Genomic DNA, 19480 nt, shown 5'->3' with positions numbered 1-19480 from the left:
ATGGTTTATAAATTAAAATTTATTAAAGCTCAAAATGTTTGGTTTAACAGCAAGACCACTATAGATAAAAATGCGGATATTGTTTTTTATAACCAATCAGACTTGAATATAAATAAGAAATTTAATGTAAAACCATTTGTAACATTACTTGTTGAACTCAATTTAGATGAAAATAATATTTTTGAACGGTTTGCAAAAAGTGTTAGGTATGAAATAAATAGAGCTATACAAAAAGATAATTTAACTATTAATTATTATTATAAAGAATTTAGTGAAACCGTTTTACAACAATTTATAAATTGTTACAATGATTTTGCTGTTGAAAGAGAAAAAGAAAAAATATCTGGAATAGAATTTGAATATTATTATAAAAACAATCAATTAGCCATAACAACTATATCTAGTAATACAGATATATTGATATGGCACACCTATATTATAGCAGAAGAAACAGCAAGATTAAAAACATCAAATTCAATATTTTTAAACCAATCAAACGAAACAAAAAATTTAATAGGCAGAGCCAATAAATTGCTTCATTGGAAGGATATTTTATTTTTTAAAAACCTTAATTTAAAATACTATGATTTTGGAGGATGGTATGTAGGTAATGACGATAAAAAATTAGTAGGGATTAATAAATTTAAAGAATCATTTGGAGGCTATAAAGCTACAAGTTATAATTATGTGAAATTAGTAAGTATAAAAGGGAAACTCTTCTATTTGTTGTTACTAATAAAAAAAGTACTAAAAAAATGATGCCAAAAATACCTTTATTTCTTACCATAGATACAGAAGAAGACAATAGTTGGATAAAACCCACTAATGCAAAAACACATAATGTAGAAAATCTATATAGATTTCAGTTGCTGTGCGAAAAATATAACATAAAGCCTATATACCTTGTGAACTATTTAGCGGCTTCTAATAAAAAGTTTCAAGAATTTATAAATATTCATAAAACCAATTTAGAAATAGGCTTACACTTACACGCTTGGAATACACCTCCAAAATTTGATTTAACGGCTAACGATTTGTACTATCAGCCCTACTTATTTGAATATCCAAAAGAAATAATTGATAAAAAAATAGATTTTACAATAAAATTATTACAAGATACTTTTCAAACAGATATTGTTTCACATAGAGGAGGTAGATATGGAATATCTGAACAAATATTTGAATCGCTTGCAAAACAAGGTATTAAAATAGATTGTAGTGTAGTACCAGGCTTTAATTGGACAAATTCTCTTGGAGACCCACTTAAAAAAGGAGGCGTAGATTTTACAAATTATCCACAAGATATTTATGAAATTTATCCAAATATTATAGAAATTCCTGTTACTACATATATTCCAAAATTAATTTTAAATTCATTTTCAGATAATTTCATATTAAAAAGAGCATTAAACAAACTATGCAATAAAAAGAAATTAATATTAAGATCGTCTTTGAACAATATTAGTGATTTAAAAAAAATTATTGATGTAAAATTAGAATCTAATGCTGAGCACCTTGACTATATAATTCATTCGTCAGAGTTGGTAAAAGGGACTAGTAGTATCATAAAAAACGAGCAAGAAGAAGCATTGTTTTACAAAAATCTAGAAGAGTTTTTTATATATGTTTCAACTAAAAACATACAATCTATTACTTTTAAAGACTATTTAAAAGACAAATGAAGCCAGTAATTATTCATTTTATTGATACTTTAGGGCGTGGTGGAGCAGAAAAGCTACTAGTAAACACAGTTAATCTTTTAGGAAATGATTTTGAGAATATTGTAGTATATCTTAATGCACCGCATGATTTAAAAAACAGTATAACAAACGCTAAAGTAATTTGCTTAGAAGAGCCTTTTTCTTGGAAATCGTTTTTTAAAATTACAAGTAAGCTACAACATATTATTAAAGAAAATAAAGTTAGTATTATACATAGTCATTCCTATTGGACTAATCTTATTTCTAGATTACTAAATTGCCCCAACGTTATAAAAGTTCAAAGTTATCATAATGCAATTTATGATACAATGTGGGATAATAAAAAAGTAAAATTGTTGGCATATATTGATAGATTGTTATACAAAAAAAAGCACATAGTAATTTGTGTTTCAAATTATGTAAAATCTATAGTAGAAGACAAATTAAAAATAAAGAATACAATTGTATTAAAAAATTTTATTGTTTCTAATAAACAAACTGAAAAACAAACTGAAATTACTGATACATTAAGAATAGTATCTATAGGAAACATAAAAAAAGAAAAAAACTATGATTTAGTAATAGAGGCTTTTCAGAAAGAATTACATAAAGATAATTTAATATTTCATATTTACGGATCTGGAAACTTATTAGAAACTTATCAAAATAGAGTAAAAGAACTAAAAATAAAAAATTTAGTTTTTATGGGTTCTACAAGCAATGTTGAAAGAGTAATGCAAAATTACAATTTGTATTGTATGACTTCAACCTCTGAAGCTTGTCCTCTTTCTCCACTAGAAGCTCTACAAGCAGGATTGCCGTTGTTGTTGTCAGATGTTCAGCCACTTAAAGAAATAGCCGAAGATAATGCGCTTTATTTTAGATCGGGAGATGTAAATAGTTTTATTGCAAAAATTAGAAATATTCATAAAGAGCTAGTGCCATTAAATAATAATAAAATTGAAAATATATTGAAGAGATATTCGCAAGAGCAATACATAAAAAATATAAAAGAAATTTACAAAAAATCTTTAGTTAAATGATGAAAAAAGATGAAGTATTGTATCTAAGCTATACAGGAATGATGGAGCCTCTAGGAGAATCTCAAGTGTTATCTTATTTATTTGGCTTAAGCAATTTTTATAATTTTACAATTATTTCTTTTGAGCGCAAAGTAGATATAGAAAATAATAACAAAGTAAATCAATTTAAAAACAAATTATCAAGCCATAATATAGACTGGTTATTTTTTGAATACAAGTTTGGAGGTAAATATTATTTTCAAAATTTGTATAAAATGTATAGTGAATCAAAAAAAATAGTACAATTAAACAACATAAAACTAATACACGCAAGAGGATATTTGCCCTATGTTGTGTCTTATTTATTGAAACGTAAACTTAATACTTTTAAAAATATTTTTGACACAAGAGGCTTTTGGTTTGATGAAAAAGTAGATGTAGGCGAATGGAAAAAGAGTGGGTTTTTTTATAAATTTTCAAAAACATTAGAAAGCAAGCTATACTTAAATGCAGATGCTGTAGTAATGCTTTCTAAAAAAAGTATTTCTTTAATAAAAAGCAATAAAGTATTTAAAAATGGAAATAATATAACTAATATTCATTATATTCCTACTTGTACAGATTTGAATAAATTTTCCTTTAGTAAATCTACAAATAATAGTAAGCCTTTTATTGGATATGTAGGAAACGCAGTTGGTTGGTACGATTTTGATAAAACAGCGAAAATTCTTGTGCAAATTTCTAAATTTTTAGATTTTAATCTTGTTATTTACAATGCAGACCAGCATCAATTAATTAGTAAAAAGCTACTAGAACACGGATTTAATAAAGAATACAATTTAAAAAAAGTAAACCATTCAGAAATAGCTAAAGAAATAGCAAAAATGGATATTTCTATATTTTTTATAAAACCTTTGTTTTCAAAAAATGCCTCAGCAGCCACTAAACTCGGAGAATTAATGTCTTGTGGTGTTCCTGTAATTACTAATTCTAATGTTGGCGACCATGAAGAATTAATAAATAGCTACAACACAGGAATAATTGTAGACATTGATGAAGAGATAGAATTAGAGCATTTACAAAATAAAGTTAAATATCTATTAAGCAATGAGGTTAGACAAAATTGTAGAAAATTAGCAGAAGATGTTTTTTCGCTAGAAAAAGGAATAGAGAAATATCTAGAAATTTATACAAGCTTGCTTTAATGAAAATTCTTTTTTTTACAAAATACTCACGTAATGGTGCAAGTTCTCGATTAAGAACCATGCAGTATATACCCTATTTTGAAAAAAATGGTTACAAATGTACTGTAAAACCACTCTTTGACGATGAATATTTATATAAATTGTACAACGGAAAACGCTCTTACTATCATGTGTTTAAGTATTACATAAAACGTTTTTTCGATTTAAGAAAAGTCTTTTTTAACGATGTTGTTGTAATAGAATATGAACTTTTTCCATATTTTCCTGCTATTTTTGAATGGTTTTTTAAAATTTTTAAAGTTAAGTATATTGTAGATTACGACGATGCTGTGTTTCATAACTACGATCAAAGTACCAACTTGTTAATAAATAAAACATTAAGCAATAAAATAGACCTTGTAATGAAATACAGTAGTGTCGTTATTGCTGGAAATGATTATTTGGCTCAAAGAGCTCTTAGCGCTGGAGCAAAAATGATAGAGCAAATACCTACAGTAGTCGATATAGATCGTTATATTCAAAAAAGTTACAACAAAGCTACAAATTCAACTATTACAATTGGTTGGATAGGTTCGCCTTCAACGGTTAAATATGTTATATTTTTGTTTCCTGTTTTTTATAAATTAGCAGAAAAATTCAATATTACTATTCACATAATTGGAGCTTATACAACTTATAAAACACAAGATTTCATTCACTATATACCATGGACAGAAGAAACAGAAAAACAAGAAATAGCAAAGTTTGATATAGGAATTATGCCTTTGGAGAATACAAATTGGGAAAAAGGCAAATGCTCGTACAAGCTTATTCAATATATGGCTAGTAAGTTACCTGTAATTGCATCGCCAGTAGGTATGAATAACGAAGTAGTAACACATAATGTAAATGGTTATCTTGCCTCAGATTTTTTAGAATGGGAAAATTATCTAACAAAATTAATATTAGATGATTCCTTACGGATAAACATGGGAGAAGAAGGATACAATAATGTTAAAGAAAATTACAGTTTACATAAAACCTCAAAAAAATATATCAATATTTTAAAAAAAGTAACACATGTTTGATGTAATTATAGTGTTTTTTATTTTTATTTTCGGATTATTGACTCCCCACTTTTTTATTTATGATGATGAGAGAAAGTATTTAAAAAATTTAAGATTGCTATGGCTTGTTCATGTTTTTTTTGGAGTGATGTATTATTTCTTTACTAGAAATGGTGGAGGAGATGCTTGGTTTTACTGGGTATCATCGAGTAAATTTACATTTGACAATTTTTTTGAAACAATATCCAAATTAGAAGGGACAGCTTTTATGGTGGGCTTAAATTCTATATTTACTCAAGTGTTACAATTGGGTTTTTTTGCAAATACTATGATATATACCTATATAGGCTATCTAGGAATAATATTTTTTTATTTGTTTGCAAACAGAACTATTGAGTATAATTTTTTCTTAAAAAAAATACCGTTATTTCCATGGATATTTTTTTTACCCAACTTACATTTCTGGAGTTCAGGGCTGGGTAAAGACTCATTATTGTTTTTTTGCATAGGCGGTTTTTTTTATTCGATGCTAGAATTAAAAAAAAGGTTTATACTGCTTTTATTTGTAATAATTTTATCACTACTAATACGTCCTCATATTACATTATTTTTATTTTTAGGAATTAGTATTTCGTTAGGGTTTGATTATGGTGTTTCAGTTGTTAGAAAAATTATTTTATCATTTTTTTTTATTGGTTTTGGAATAATTATTTTACCAAAAGTTTTGTCTTTTACAAAAATCGAAACGTTATCTGTAAATTCAATTGATTCTAAAACTTCTGCACAAGCAGAATTGCTTACCGACAAAGCGGGTTCGAGTGTAAATGTAAGTTCATATCCGTTGCCCTTAAAAATAGCGACATTTTTGTTTAGACCAACTTTTACAGATATAAACTCATTAAATGCATTATTTGCGGCATTTGAAAATTTATTTTTATTCATATTATTTGTAAAAGCTTTACGAAATAAACCCTTATGGGCTTTTAAAAATTCAGGATTCTTATTAAAAGCAATGCTTATATACTTAATCATTGGATCAATATTGTTCTCTATGTCATTAGGAAATTTAGGTATTATGTTAAGAATGAGAAATATGTTTTTAGCTCCATTTCTTATCTATATGTTACATTCATTATCAATAAGTTTTGTGAGAAAACAAACATCTGTAAAATAGTTAATTATGTGTGGTATAAATGGAATAATCTTAAATAAAAAAGAAGACGAAATAGCTATTAAGCATATTATAGCTACTATGAATAATTCTATTATTCACCGTGGTCCTGATCAAGAGGGAAATTATTTTTGCAACCAACTAGATTACACAGTTGCTATGGGTATGAGAAGGTTGTCTATAATAGATTTGCACACAGGAGAACAACCGATGCATAGCCAAAATAATATGTATTCTATAGTTTTTAATGGAGAGATATATAATTACAAAACACTGCGTTATCATCTAGAAAAAAAAGGATATACATTTACAACGCAGTCTGATACAGAGGTAGTGCTAAAACTGTATGAAGTTTATGGAAAAGATAGTTTTAAAATGCTAGACGGTATGTTTGCTATTAGCATACATGATAAACTAAAACATAAAATTATTATAGCTCGCGATTTTTTTGGAGAAAAACCACTGTATTATTTTTTAGATAATAATTTGTTTTACTGGGCTTCAGAACTTAAATCAATAACAAACATACTACAATACAAACCTTCATTATCCAAGATAGCTTTAAATTTATATTTTCAGCTTACCTATATTCCAGCTCCCTATACCATCTATGAAAACATCTATAAACTAGAACCTAACAGTTGTTTAGAGTTTGACTTAGAAAATTTCACATATAGTTTACATCTTATAGAGCAAGATTTTGAAAAAATTGCTATCGAAAATAAAAAGCAAGCGACCATAAAAACCAAAGAAATGGTTCAAGAAAGTGTTTCTTCAAGATCTATTGCAGATGTTAAAGTAGGAACATTTCTTTCGGGTGGTGTAGACTCTTCAATCGTGTCGCTTTGTTTGGCTCAACAAAGCAATACAAAAATAGACACATTTTCGATAGGTTTTGATAAAAAATCATTTGATGAGACCAACAAATCAAAGCTAGTATCAAAGTTAATAAACAGTAATCACCATGAATTTATTTTAAATGAGAATGATTTAATTAAAAATTTAGATCAAATTATTTTAAACTTTGATGAACCATTTGCAGACTCATCGGCATTGCCAAGTTTTGTTGTATCTAATAAAACAGCAAAACATGTTAAAGTAGCTTTAACAGGCGATGGAGGCGATGAAGTTTTTGGAGGCTACAATAAATATTATATGGGTAGGTTAAATGAAAAATATACTCATTTGATTCCTAGTAAATGGCACTCTAAGTTTTTAAATTTTACAAATATCTTGCTTTCAACGAAAGATGATAATAGAGGTATGCGGTTTAAGATAAAAAAAGCAATTAATGCAATTAATTATGATGAAGATTTTTACTACAATATTATTTCTTTGGGCTTTTCAGAAAAAGAGTTGAAAAATATGATAAAAGAACCTTTATTCTATTCAAATGTTTTGGATTATTATAGAAAAAAAGGTAGCGCAAAAACCATATCAGATTTTAGACAAATTGATAGAATGTTATCTTTAGAAGGAGATATGTTAGTAAAGGTGGATAGAACTAGTATGCTAAATTCTATAGAATGTAGAGCGCCTTTTTTAAATAAAAAGTTATGGAATTTTAGCAATCATTTACCAGAAAATTTTTTAATTAACAAATGGGATAAAAAATATATTTTAAAAGAGGCTTTCAAAGAATATTTTCCTGATAATTTTTTAAACAAATCCAAAAAAGGTTTTGGTGTTCCTGTTGGCGATTGGTTAAGAACTTCTTTAAAAGATGAATTACTTATGCTAAGCGATAAAAAATTTATTGAAGAACAAAATATTTTTAATTATAATCAAATAGTCCCACTAATACACAATCATATTAATAATAAGGTAGATAATACATTTAGAGTATGGACTTATTATTGTTTTCAAAAATGGTACAAATTTTTATATAGTTAAATGTATATTTCAAAATATTTAAAAAGTAACTTAATCATTACTCATATCATAGCAACTTTTATTATTTATAATTATGTGATGCAACACAAAGGTGATGCCTATTTGTACTGGGGGCAATCATTTGATATATCGAAATATACATGGATACATTTTTTTAAGCCAGGGAGTGCTTTATTACTATTAATTAATTATCCTTTAATTACTTTACACGTTCCGCTTTGGTTTGGATTTTTTATGTATAGTAGTTTTGGATTATTAGGCATTTTTATATTTAGAAAATGGGCTTTAGAAATAGTACAAGTTCAACAACAAAGTGTAGAGTATGTTATTTTACACTGCATTTTGTTATTTCCAAATTTACACGTTTGGACTTCATTGTTAGGCAAAGAACCCATTATTTTTACGTCTATTTCTACTATAGCATATAGCGTTTTACAAATCAGAAAAAGATGGATACTAACTTTAATAGCAAGCACAATCATAATTTTATTACGACCACACCTTGCCTTCATGTTAATTTTAGCAATAGTTTTCTATATATTAGTTACATATAAAACTTTATTCATTAAGAAAATAGTATTGATTTTGCCTATGAGTATCTTGGCTTTAATTATTCTGTATTTTTTAACAAGAGTAATGAATTTAAAGACCTATTCTATATCAAAAATCTTGTATTACAACTCAATTTCAATTCATAATTTTAAAACTATTGGGGGTAGTTTTGTCCCAATGAACGAGTATAATTATTTTTACAAATGGTTTAGTTTAAATTTTAGACCTTTGTTTTATGATGCTACTAGTTTTTATCAAATTTTAGTTAGTTTTGAAAATATGATTATATTACTGTTGTTTATTTTAACAATAGGTTTATTTATTAAGCATTATAGAAAAATTAATATTGTATATTGGCATCAAATAATACTTTATTTTTCTATTTTTTCAACAATAATCTATTCGGAAAGATATGCTAATTTAGGAATCTTTATTAGAACAAAAATTCAATATATACCATTTTTAGTAGTGGTTTGTTTGTCTATATTGTTTCAATTGAAATCAAAGCAACGCTTTACTAATGAAACCAAAATTAATTAGAATTACAACCGTGCCAATTTCATTAAAAAAATTATTGAAAGGGCAACATCATTTTATGTCTCAAAATGGCTTTGATGTTATTGGTGTTTCTTCAAATGAGAAAGAACTTAGAGAAATAAGTAGCGAAGAAGGTGTAGAAACTGTTGCCATAAATATGACAAGAAAAATATCGCCTTTACAAGATTTGGTTTCTGTATGGAAATTTTATAAGTTTTGCAAAAAAGAAAAACCAACTATTGTGCACTCTCATACCCCAAAAGCAGGTATTGTTGCTATGTTAGGCTCAAAATTGGCTGGAGTTCCTATTAGAATTCACACAGTAGCAGGCTTACCTCTTATGGAAACAAAAGGAATAAAAAGAAAAGTTCTTAATTTTGTTGAAAAAATAACGTATGCTTGTGCAAATAAAGTTTACCCTAACTCTACAGGACTTTATGATTTTATCCTGAAAAATAAACTAACACATACTCAAAAACTCAAAGTCATTGCCAATGGTTCTTCCAATGGGATAGATACAGAATATTTTTCTCCAGATTCCATAAATACTGAAAAAATAACGGCATTAAAACAAACCTTGAATATAACAAATCAAGATTTTGTTTTTGTATTTGTAGGAAGATTAGTTAAAGACAAAGGAATTAATGAGTTAGTAAAAGCATTTTTAAATGTATCATTGTCATTACCTCATGTAAAATTATTGTTGGTTGGTAATTACGAACACGATTTAGACCCTTTAGATAAGACCACTTTGCAACAAATAAACAGCAATACAAATATCATCAGTGCAGGTTATCAAGAAGATGTACGCCCATATTTTGCCATTAGTAATTGTTTGGTTTTTCCTAGTTATAGAGAAGGATTTCCAAATGTAGTTTTACAAGCAGGAGCTATGGGGTTACCTTGTATAGTAACAGATATTAATGGCTGTAATGAAATTATTAAAGAAGGAGTAAATGGTAGTATAGTCCCAAAAAAAGATAGTATTACGTTACAAAACTCTATGCGAAAAATGGTTCAAGAAGTTAGTTGGAGCAATCAATTAAAAAGCAATTCCAGAAAAATGATAACTTCGCATTACGAACAAAAAGTTGTTTGGAACGCTTTACTACAAGAATATCAAGAATTGCTAAACGAAGTAAAATATGTATAAAAATATAGTAAAACCAATAATTGATTTTTTTTCAGCCACAATTGTATTGATATTATTTTTACCTATATTTATCATTGTAACTTTGTTTTTAATTTTGGCTAATAAAGGGAATCCATTTTTTCTGCAACCTAGACCAGGTAAAGGAGGAAAAGTTTTTACCATTATCAAATTTAAAACCATGAATGATAAAAAAGATAGTAATGGAAATTTATTGCCCGATGAAGATAGACTTACCAAAGTAGGTAACTTTGTTAGAAAAACATCGTTAGATGAAATTCCTCAATTAATCAACGTTTTAAAAGGAGATATGAGTATTGTAGGGCCACGACCTTTACTAACCACCTATTTACATTTGTATAATGATTTTCAAAATCGACGTCATGAGGTAAAACCAGGTATAACAGGTTGGGCACAAGTAAATGGGCGCAATGCTATATCTTGGGATAAAAAGTTTGAATACGATGTTTGGTATGTAAATAATATATCTTTTAGTGTTGATCTAAAAATATTATTTAAAACAATAGTTAAAGTATTAAAAAGCGATGGGATAAACGCAGCAAATGCTGCCACAATAGAACCTTTTAATGGAAAATAATATAACTTTGTATGGGGCCAGCGGACATGCAAAAGTAGTTGTAGACATAATCATGTCAAATGGTAAAATAGTAAAAAAAATAATAGATGACTATCCAAAATTGTCTTATATTAATGATATTTGCGTAGAAAAAACGTCAGAAAATTATTACCAAGAGCTTCATCAAAAACCTCTAATTATTACCATAGGTGATAACAAAACGCGAAAAAAAATAGCCTTAAAATTGGATGCTAGATATGAAACAGCAATACATAAAGCATCAATAGTTTCAACAAGCTCTAGTATTAAAAAAGGAACAGTTGTAATGCCTGGAGCTGTAATAAATGCAAGTGCTGTTGTAGGGCAACATTGTATTGTAAATACAAATGCTGTAATAGAACATGATTGTGTTATTGATGATTTTGTTCATGTTTCTCCAAATGCTTCATTAGCAGGGAATGTAGTAGTTGGCGAAGGTACACATATTGGAATTGGAGCTTGTATAATACAAGGAATAAATATAGGAAAATGGGTTACAGTTGGAGCAGGATCGGTAGTTTTAAAAGATGTTCCAGATTATGCAGTAATCGTTGGTAATCCAGCAAAAATAATTAAATACAACAATAATGACTAAAAATAAAATATGGCTCTCATCGCCCCATATAGGAGAAGATGAACTTAAATATGTTCATGAAGCTTTTTATACCAATTGGGTAGCACCATTAGGGCCAAATGTTACAGGTTTTGAAGAAGATTTGGAAAATTTTCTTCAAAACAATAAACATGTAGCGGCTTTAAGTTCGGGTACAGCAGCCTTACATCTTGCTTTAATAAATTTAGGAGTAGGGTATGGAGATGAGGTTATTTGTCAAAGTTTTACTTTTGCGGCTTCCGCCAATCCAATTGTCTATTTAGGAGCAACACCTATTTTTGTTGATAGTGAATATACTACTTGGAATATTTGTCCAAAAGCCTTAGAAGAAGCCATACAAGATAGAATTACACAAGGTAAAAAACCTAAGGCTGTTATTGCTGTGCATCTTTACGGAATGCCTTTTATGGTAGATGAAATTTTGCAACTATGTAATAGTTATCAAATACCACTTATAGAAGATAGTGCCGAAGCGCTAGGTAGTACATACAAAAACAAACCTTGTGGTACTTTTGGGCACAGTGCTGTTTTATCTTTTAATGGAAATAAAATTATTACCACTTCTGGCGGAGGTGCATTGGTTACCTCGAGTGTAGAAGAAAAAAACAAGACCGTTTTTTTAGCCACGCAAGCCAGAGACAATGCACCTCATTATCAACACAGTTCTATTGGCTATAACTATAGACTTAGTAATATTTGTGCAGGAATTGGTAGAGGACAAATGAAAGTGCTACACGATAGAGTCGATAAAAGGCGTGCCATGAATCAATTTTACTCCCAAATATTTAAAAATTCGTCTATAAAAGTTTTTACGGAACCTAGTTCTATCTATTATTCCAATCATTGGCTTACAGCTATACTTACAGACTCTTTTGAAACACGAGAAAATATTAGATTAGAGCTTGAAAAGGAGAATATAGAAAGTAGACCATTATGGAAACCTTTACATCTCCAGCCTGTTTTTGCACATGCACCTTATTATGGACAAAATGTGTCTGAAGATATTTTTAATAGAGGACTTTGTTTGCCATCGGGATCTAATCTTACAGAAGAAGAAAAACAAAAAATTAAAAGTATCTTGATACCTTTTGTTTCAAAATAAAAATATGTTTTGTATTTTTACGTGTTGCATTAAAGAAATTTGATTTTGAATGGGATATGGGAGAAAATTTATCTTAGTATAAAGAAAGCTTTTTCGGAGGTAAATTTTAAATTAAATATTAAAAATTTGGGGTATCTTCCTCGTTGGCTGATACTTCTTTTGGATATAATAGTCGTAGCTTTTTCCTTTATTATAACTATTTTGTTGTTTGAGGGAATCAAGTTGCAGTACATACAATTTCCTTTTTTTTCCTTTTTGGTTATTTTAGGTTATGTTTTTTTAAATACGCTGTCATTTTGGGTGTTTAAAACATATTCTGGCATTATAAGACATTCAACTTTAATAGATGCTGTAAAAATAATTATTGCACAACTTGCCGTTTTTATTACAGTATTGTTGTTAAATGGAGTTTCAAAATACTATTACGATAGTAAAATATTGCTTACCACAGGGGCTTTTTTCAATTCACTAATTACATTTATTTTATTATTTGTATATAGAGTTTTTGTAAAACAAATTTTTGAAAATTACCTCGATCCATCGGTTACTAAAACAAGAGTTCTTATTTATGGTACAGATTTTAAGGCTATTGCAGTTGCCAATGCCATAAAAGCTGAAGTGCCGAAGAGATTTTACATCAAAGGATTTATAGATCCAATGGCGATTAATGAGCACAAGCATCTTATTAATTTACCCATATTTTCAATAAAAAAAACAATTCCAGTTTTATTGCGCTATCAAAAAGTTGATGGCATAATCATTGCCGATGATGCATTAACCAAAGAAGAGAGTGTTTCTATAGCAGATCAATGTACCGATTATAATTTTAAAGTTTTTGTTTCTCCTAAAATTACAAATTGGAACAATGACAATAATTTAGCAAACAGCATAAAAGAGTTTGATATTCACGATTTACTAGAAAGAAATCCAATAGTTCTAAACAACGATGCTATTTCAAAAGATATAGAAAATAAGGTAGTTTTGGTAACTGGAGCTGCTGGTTCTATAGGTAGCGAAATAGTGTTGCAAGTATTAAAGTTTAATCCTAAAAAATTAGTACTTCTAGACCAAGCAGAAACGCCTCTCAATAATTTAAGTATTCTTGTAAGTGGTCTTGCTACTCAAGTAGAACTCGTATATTGTATAGCCGATGTAAAAGATAATAACACCATTGAAACTTTGTTTGCCACTCATAAACCCGATATGGTTTTCCATGCAGCAGCTTACAAACATGTGCCGTTAATGGAAGAAAACCCTAAGCAAGCTGTGTTAGCCAATGTATTAGGTACTAAAAACATTGCAGATGCTGCTTTGCAATATGGAGCTCAAAAATTTGTGATGGTGTCTACAGACAAAGCAGTAAATCCAAGCAATGTAATGGGAGCAAGTAAACGTATTGCAGAATTATATGTGCAAAGTTTACAACATTTGAATAAAGAAAAAACAACTAAATTTATTACTACTAGATTTGGAAATGTATTGGGTTCCAATGGTTCGGTAGTACCACTGTTTAATAAACAAATAAAAAAGAAAGGCCCTGTTACAATTACTCATCCAGATATTATTCGGTATTTTATGACCATTCCAGAAGCTTGTCAATTGGTGCTAGAAGCAGGAACTATGGGTAAAGGTGGCGAGATATTTATTTTTGATATGGGTAAACCAGTAAAAATTATTGATTTGGCTAAAAAAATGATCCGTTTGGCAGGTTATATCCCCGAAAAAGATATTAAAATAGATATTGTAGGGTTGCGCCCTGGAGAAAAACTTTACGAAGAATTGCTTCATGATACTTCTAAAAATGTACCTACCTATCATGAAAAAATTATGATAGCCATAGATGACACAAAAGACTGCCAAAAACAAATGAATTTAATTTTGGAACTAATAAGCCATTGCACTTTATGGGATAATTATCAAATTGTTGCTAAAATGAAAGAAATTGTTCCAGAATTTATGAGTTTAAACTCTCCTTATCAGGCACTCGATAACTAAAAAGCTGTATTTATTTCAATTCTATTATATTTGCAATAAAAATAGCATGAAAAATAGTTTTATATATGGCATTTTAGCTTTGTTTTTGGTGGGTTGTGTACCCAAAAAAAACATGGTATACATGCAAGGAAATCTTGCGCAGAATAATAGTGCGGTGTCTACTTACGAGCCTGTTATACAAAACGATGATATGCTATACATCAATGTAAATTCACAAGATGCAGAAGCATCTGCACCATTCAATCTTGATGCATCATCAGGTAGTAGTTCTGCAAGTATGACTTTTTCTACACAAAAGCAAACGTACTTGGTAGACAACCAAGGAAGTATTGATTTTCCAGTTTTGGGTAAACTTCATGTAAGCGGAAAATCTGTTCAAGATTTAAAAAACATACTTCACGAAAAATTGAAAAGCTATATTAAAGACGCTGTTATTAATGTTCGTATAGTAAATTTTAAAGTTTCTGTTTTGGGCGAAGTAACGAAACCAGGAGTTGTTAAATCTGAAAGTCAAAGAATAACACTATTGGAAGCATTGGCAGATTCGGGCGATTTAACCGTTTACGGACGTAGAGATAATGTGCTTGTTATTAGAGAAATTGAAGGTGTAAAAACATTTAATAGAGTAGATATTACCAAATCAGATTTTATAAACTCTCCATTTTATTATCTGGATCAAAATGATGTAGTGTATGTAGAACCCAAACAATCTAAGTTAGACTCAGCTGCTTTCGGAAACAATGTAGGTACTATTATTTCTATAGTTAGCTTTGGTTTATCTATCATTTTATTAGCCACAAAGTAATATGAATAATGCTTTTCCTCCTTTAGATAAATCGAACAAAACAACGAGCTATTCAGAGTTTAATGTAAAAGATGTTATTCTAGAATATTTAGAATATTGGAAATGGTTTGTACTTAGCGTTATTGTAGCCTTTGTAGCGGTTATGGTATATCTACGATATTATGTACCTAGATATGGTGTAGCCACAACCATATTAATTAAAGATGACAAAAAAGGCGGACAAAGCGAATTGTCAGCTTTTAGTGATTTGAATTTGTTTTCTACAAAAAGTAGTGTAGAAAATGAAATTGCAATATTAAAATCTAGAGAACTCTCTCAACGAGTAGTGAGTAGTATGGATTTAGATATTAGTTATTTTTCTGAAGGTAGAGTAGTAACAAGAGAGTTGTATAATGGCAGTCCTATTAAAGTTCAATTTATTACAAAATCTGAAAAATATTCTATAAAAGATACGAGTTTAGTAGTCAAAAAAGTATCAGAAAAAGCATTTGTTTTATCAGATTTTTCAAAAAAGAAAGAAACAAAATACCTCTTTGGGCAGCCCATAAATACTTCATTAGGTAAACTAGTTGTGTTACAACAAGCAGCATCTTCACCTGTAGGTACTGAAACATTTGTGGTAAAAAGTAAGCTAGAACCCAAAGCACTTTCATTTGCAGGTAATTTAGGAATTCAAAACCAAGAAAAAACAAATGTTATTACTTTAACAATAAATGATATTTTAGAACAACGAGCCAAAGATTACTTAAATAGCCTAGTACAACAATACAATATCGATGCTATAAACGATAGAAATGAGGTTGCCAACAATACTCAAAAATTTATAGACGAACGATTGGTAATTATTAATAAAGAACTTGGAGAGGTTGAAACAGATGCCGAAGTTTATAAAAAACAAAATCGACTTACCAATCTAGAAGCAGATGCTCAGATAAACTTAACAAAAGCCGAAGATTACGAAAAAGCATTGATAGAGCTAGAAACCCAAATAAAAGTAGGGCAGTTGATGCTTTCTGAAGTTAAAAAATTAAAACCAGAAGAAACCATTCCGAGCAATATTATTAATGGTAATGAAACAGCCGCAGGCTATATACAACAATACAATCAATTGGTATTGGAACGAAAAAAAATAGCCGTAAGCGCTACCGATTCAAATCCAAAAATAAAAACTATTGACGCTCAATTACAGTCTATTAAATCAAATATTGTTGAAAGTATCAAAAGCAAAGAAAACGATTTAAAAATAAACCAATCGGATATAGCACAACAAAAAAATATTTTTCAAGGAAAAGTAGGTCAAGTTCCAACTCATGAAAAAATATATACAAGTATAGCAAGACAAAAAGGAATAAAAGAATCTTTATATTTATATCTTTTGCAAAAAAGAGAAGAAACAGCGCTGTCGTTAGCAGTAACCTCTCCAAAGGCAAAAATAATAGACAAAGCCTATCTCACTGGGCCAGTGTCGCCAAACCCTGGTTTGTTTTATCTTGTAGCGTTAATAGCAGGTGTATTAATACCTTTTGGTGTTCTTTACATTTACAAAATGCTAGATACTAAATTGAAAACTAGAAGAGATATAGAAGAGGCAACTGCGATTCCTTTTCTTGGAGATTTACCAAAATTTGACAAACCCAATACAATTATAGATAGTAAAGATCGATCGAGTTCGGCAGAAGCACTCCGCATGATTAGAACAAATTTGGAATTTATTTTGGGTAATTTACCCTCAAATAAATCGAAAACTATTTTTGTTACTTCTTCTATTCAAAAAGAAGGAAAGACATTTTTTGCTTTAAATTTAGCTTCAACTATTGCCGTTTCTGGAAAAAAGGTATTGTTGATGGGGCTTGATATCCGTAATCCTAAACTAGACAATTATTTTACTGTTCCTTCCAAAGGTTTTACCAATTATATTGCAAAAACCGATAGTAAATTGGAAGACTTTATAGTTAAACTTGATGGCTATCCACATTTTGACGTATTCCCTTCTGGGGCAATTCCTCCAAACCCAGTAGAATTATTAATGAATACCAAAGTAACTGAAACGTTTGAGTATTTAAAATCACAATATGATTACATTGTAGTAGATACGGCTCCAGTAAGTATGGTTACCGATACTATGATTATTGCCAAAAATGCAGATGTTTTTATTTATGTGATGCGAGCCAACTACCTAGATAAGCGTATGATTAAATTTGCAGATAGTTTGTATAAAGAAAATAAACTACCACAAATGTCGATTGTTTTAAACGACACCGAAATTAAGAAAACATATGGCTATGGCTACGGTTATGGCTACGGCTACGGTTATGGCTATCAGCAAGATGCTAAAGAACTTACATTTATAGAAAAAGTAAAAATGTTACTTTTCAAAAAATAAGTTATTCGCTACAAGAGCAGGTATCGAGTTACTATTTTTTAAGAGTACTTTATTTTCAAAAGAAGCAATATGGTTTTGATGATGTACATCAGAACCTACAAAATCTATTAAGTTTTCTTTCAATAAACGATCGGCACATTCGGCTACATGTTTTCCATAATATCCTGTAGATGATAATAAATTCATTTGAAACAAGCAACCAGCGGTTTTTAGTTTATGATAATATTCAAAATGATTATGATAAAAATTATACCGCTCTGGGTGTGCCAAAACTGGCTTGTAACCTTCAAGTTGTAATTCAAAAAGCAAGTCAAAAAGCATTATTGGAGGACTTAAATACGACATTTCTACCAAAACATATTCATTTTTAAGCGTAAGTAAATTTCCAGCAGATAAAAGTTTTTCAAAGTTTTCATCAAGCATATATTCTGCAGCAATATGCAAGCTTAAATTACAGTTTTGTGTTACATCAGGAAGTGTGTTTTGATACTTGTTTTCAATATCACTGCGAGAGTTATCCCATACGGCTTTATAGATATGAGGTGTAGCAATAGCGCTTTTAAAACCTAAATTCTCTAATGATTTTATCAGATCAATTGTTTCGGTGATAGATTTTGAACCATCGTCTATATTTGGTAATAAGTGCGAATGTATATCAATATATCCGTTGGATATGAAATCTTTAAGTAACTTTTTTCTTCTAGAAAATAAAAACACTTGCTTATTTTTAATACAAAGAAACAAATAAAATTATATTTAGATATTACAAAACGCCCATTAACTTAGAATAGCTATATTTGTAAGCCTTAAATCATACTGTTTTTTTATGTTGCAAAACAACGATTCTAATTGGGATTTGGTCATAAAAGGACGAACATCGTTATTTGATATAAAGTTTAAAGATGTTTGGGCTTATAGAGACTTGCTTTTTATGTTTGTAAAAAGAGATTTTGTTAGTTTTTACAAGCAAACTGTTCTCGGCCCACTATGGTTTTTTATTCAACCTATATTTACCACATTGGTATTTACATTTGTATTTGGAAATTTAGCCAATATAAGTTCCGATGGAACTCCACATCAACTATTTTATTTAACAGGTATTACTGCTTGGAACTATTTTTCAGATTGCTTAACCAAAACAAGCACTGTTTTTAAAGACAATGCAGGCATATTTGGCAAAGTGTATTTCCCCAGACTTATTATGCCGTTGAGTATTGTGGTAAGTAACTTGGTTCGTTTTGGCGTACAATTAGTATTATTGTTACTTATGATGATTTATTTTGCGCTATTTCCAGTAGAAAATGCAAGTTTTTATATAACTCACGCAATATGGTTTTTTCCATTTTTGGTGCTACTTATGGCGCTTCTTGGGTTAGGATTAGGACTTATTATTACTGCCATTACCACCAAATATAAAGATCTTACATTTCTAGTTACTTTTGGCGTGCAATTGCTTATGTATGGCACCACTATTATATACCCCTTAAGTTACATCAATACGAGTTATAAAAAATATATAGAATTAAACCCTATGACTCCTATAGTAGAATGTTTTAGATATGCTTTTTTAGGCAAAGGAGAGTTTTCAGTATATTCTATAACATATTCTGTTGTAGTTTCACTTATAATTTTGTTTTTTGGAATCGTTATTTTTAACAAAACCGAAAAGAATTTTGTAGATACCATATAG

At 29.1% G+C, this 19480-nt stretch carries 17 protein-coding genes; 16 read left to right on the top strand and 1 reads right to left on the bottom strand.

The features are described 5' to 3' along the window. The 15 genes from Q361_RS03965 to Q361_RS03895 all read left to right on the top strand — a co-directional run bounded on the left by Q361_RS03965 (position 1) and on the right by Q361_RS03895 (position 17790). Entirely contained in the window at positions 1-759 is a 759-nt protein-coding gene (locus tag Q361_RS03965; RefSeq protein ID WP_103725419.1) for a hypothetical protein, read from the top strand. Then, on the top strand, positions 756-1682 hold the full coding sequence (locus tag Q361_RS03960) for a polysaccharide deacetylase family protein (protein WP_103725418.1): 927 nt from the start codon (positions 756-758) through the stop codon (positions 1680-1682). The genes Q361_RS03965 and Q361_RS03960 overlap by 4 nt, the downstream gene beginning before the upstream one ends. Beyond that, the gene (locus Q361_RS03955) at positions 1679-2743 is read left to right on the top strand and encodes a glycosyltransferase (protein WP_103725417.1); all 1065 of its coding nucleotides are present in this window, start codon (positions 1679-1681) and stop codon (positions 2741-2743) included. Before Q361_RS03960 ends, Q361_RS03955 begins: the two co-directional genes overlap by 4 nt. Beyond that, positions 2740-3927: a glycosyltransferase gene (locus tag Q361_RS03950; protein ID WP_103725416.1), complete on the top strand. Its 1188-nt coding sequence runs from the start codon at positions 2740-2742 to the stop codon at positions 3925-3927. Before Q361_RS03955 ends, Q361_RS03950 begins: the two co-directional genes overlap by 4 nt. After that, complete coding sequence (locus Q361_RS03945) at positions 3927-4994, top strand: glycosyltransferase family 4 protein (protein ID WP_103725415.1); 1068 nt, start codon at positions 3927-3929, stop codon at positions 4992-4994. Before Q361_RS03950 ends, Q361_RS03945 begins: the two co-directional genes overlap by 1 nt. After that, positions 4987-6147 (top strand): hypothetical protein, encoded by a 1161-nt coding sequence (locus Q361_RS03940; RefSeq protein ID WP_103725414.1) that lies wholly within the window; start codon positions 4987-4989, stop codon positions 6145-6147. The genes Q361_RS03945 and Q361_RS03940 overlap by 8 nt, the downstream gene beginning before the upstream one ends. 6 nt (positions 6148-6153) lie before the next feature. Continuing rightward, positions 6154-8037, top strand: coding sequence for an asparagine synthase (glutamine-hydrolyzing) (asnB, locus tag Q361_RS03935; protein WP_103725413.1), 1884 nt, complete (start codon positions 6154-6156; stop codon positions 8035-8037). After that, complete coding sequence (locus Q361_RS03930; RefSeq protein WP_103725412.1) at positions 8038-9129, top strand: hypothetical protein; 1092 nt, start codon at positions 8038-8040, stop codon at positions 9127-9129. It begins immediately after the preceding gene. Continuing rightward, on the top strand, positions 9110-10279 hold the full coding sequence (locus Q361_RS03925) for a glycosyltransferase family 4 protein (protein ID WP_245874606.1): 1170 nt from the start codon (positions 9110-9112) through the stop codon (positions 10277-10279). The genes Q361_RS03930 and Q361_RS03925 overlap by 20 nt, the downstream gene beginning before the upstream one ends. Further along, a complete protein-coding gene (locus Q361_RS03920) occupies positions 10272-10874 on the top strand; it encodes a sugar transferase (RefSeq protein ID WP_103725411.1) in 603 nt (200 codons plus the stop codon). Before Q361_RS03925 ends, Q361_RS03920 begins: the two co-directional genes overlap by 8 nt. After that, positions 10864-11487: an acetyltransferase gene (locus Q361_RS03915; RefSeq protein ID WP_103725410.1), complete on the top strand. Its 624-nt coding sequence runs from the start codon at positions 10864-10866 to the stop codon at positions 11485-11487. The genes Q361_RS03920 and Q361_RS03915 overlap by 11 nt, the downstream gene beginning before the upstream one ends. Beyond that, positions 11480-12607, top strand: a complete 1128-nt coding sequence (locus tag Q361_RS03910) for a DegT/DnrJ/EryC1/StrS family aminotransferase (protein ID WP_103725409.1) — start codon at positions 11480-11482, stop codon at positions 12605-12607. The genes Q361_RS03915 and Q361_RS03910 overlap by 8 nt, the downstream gene beginning before the upstream one ends. 300 nt (positions 12608-12907) lie before the next feature. Continuing rightward, entirely contained in the window at positions 12908-14602 is a 1695-nt protein-coding gene (locus Q361_RS03905) for a polysaccharide biosynthesis protein (RefSeq protein ID WP_245874605.1), read from the top strand. A 46-nt stretch (positions 14603-14648) separates the two neighbouring features. Continuing rightward, the gene (locus tag Q361_RS03900) at positions 14649-15407 is read left to right on the top strand and encodes a polysaccharide biosynthesis/export family protein (protein ID WP_103725408.1); all 759 of its coding nucleotides are present in this window, start codon (positions 14649-14651) and stop codon (positions 15405-15407) included. A gap of 1 nt (position 15408) precedes the next feature. Continuing rightward, positions 15409-17790 (top strand): GumC family protein, encoded by a 2382-nt coding sequence (locus Q361_RS03895; RefSeq protein ID WP_103725407.1) that lies wholly within the window; start codon positions 15409-15411, stop codon positions 17788-17790. Here the strand turns inward: Q361_RS03895 and Q361_RS03890 are convergent. Continuing rightward, positions 17773-18507 carry a tyrosine-protein phosphatase gene (locus Q361_RS03890; RefSeq protein WP_103725550.1) on the bottom strand — a complete coding sequence of 245 codons (735 nt, stop codon included), beginning with the start codon at positions 18505-18507 and terminating at the stop codon, positions 17773-17775. The two genes, Q361_RS03895 and Q361_RS03890, sit on opposite strands and share 18 nt — an antisense overlap. Before the next feature lie 109 nt (positions 18508-18616). On the opposite strand from Q361_RS03890, the gene Q361_RS03885 reads away from it, so the two are divergent. Continuing rightward, entirely contained in the window at positions 18617-19480 is an 864-nt protein-coding gene (locus Q361_RS03885) for an ABC transporter permease (RefSeq protein WP_103725406.1), read from the top strand.

It is taken from the genome of Flavobacterium croceum DSM 17960 (assembly GCF_002917885.1).
In the GTDB taxonomy this organism is placed as follows: domain Bacteria; phylum Bacteroidota; class Bacteroidia; order Flavobacteriales; family Flavobacteriaceae; genus Flavobacterium; species Flavobacterium croceum.
Note: the sequence above shows the minus strand (reverse complement) of the source record. Positions and strands in the feature narration are given on the sequence as shown.